At 63.4% G+C, this 762-nt stretch carries 1 protein-coding gene; it reads right to left on the minus strand.

All coding sequences use genetic code 11. From position 1 onward, the window contains the following. Positions 1-246: 246 nt before the first annotated feature. Positions 247-645: a hypothetical protein gene (locus BMI01S_RS37570; RefSeq protein WP_244145540.1), complete on the minus strand. Its 399-nt coding sequence runs from the start codon at positions 643-645 to the stop codon at positions 247-249. Between the last annotated feature and the right edge of the window lie 117 nt (positions 646-762).

Genomic DNA, 762 nt, shown 5'->3' on the forward strand with positions numbered 1-762 from the left:
TTTCCGCTTGCGCGTGCGTTTCGTTGAAAGATCCAGGCCAAGACCGAGCTGTGTCATCGAGGAACTCCTTTAGTTCGCGTTCTTCCAGGATAGGACAACCAGACTTCAACGCCAGGACTTTTGCAGACCTTCCCTAGACCTGCCCTGACCAGACCAGTCACTCCTTCGACCGGCTGACGGCGCCCCTGGAATGGTTCACCTGCGCTCCACGAGGCGATCGTCTCACAAACGCCCTTGGCGAGGACGTTAAACAATATCAACAGGGTTACGCTGCACTTGCGTGACCCGCGCCAGCGTGATCAGAAAAACCCGCCTCGTCTTGCGTCCCGCGCCGGTGGTAGTGACGCGCGCGCACGCCGAGCACTGCGGCGGCGCGCGATCCGGCGCACGTGGGCAACAAGCTCCACCAACGATCAGTATCAGCGCGTACAGGCGCCCGCCGTCGGAGTCGGGTTCCGGGCGCGCGCGCAACGAGGCACGCAATGCCACGCGCCGCGCGCGGTCGAGCCGCTGGGAGCGGCTCATTCCGGGCCAGCAGGCCGCGATGAATTGCGCGACGGGCGTCGGCAGGATCTCGGAGGCGCGGCCGATAGGCAGTGCGAGGGCACGATCCCCAGCGGACTTGTGCAGCGCGTTGCCGGTCAACTGACAATTCCAGGTCCTGTGCCGTTGCAGTTTCAACCTGCATGGTTGGGAACGGCGTCCTGGTTTCACCGGGTTTCTCTGGTCAGAATGTGGGCTAGCCCACGTATGCGTCATGAC

Origin of the sequence: Paraburkholderia mimosarum LMG 23256 = NBRC 106338 (assembly GCF_000739815.1) — a bacterium.
GTDB classification, from domain to species: domain Bacteria; phylum Pseudomonadota; class Gammaproteobacteria; order Burkholderiales; family Burkholderiaceae; genus Paraburkholderia; species Paraburkholderia mimosarum.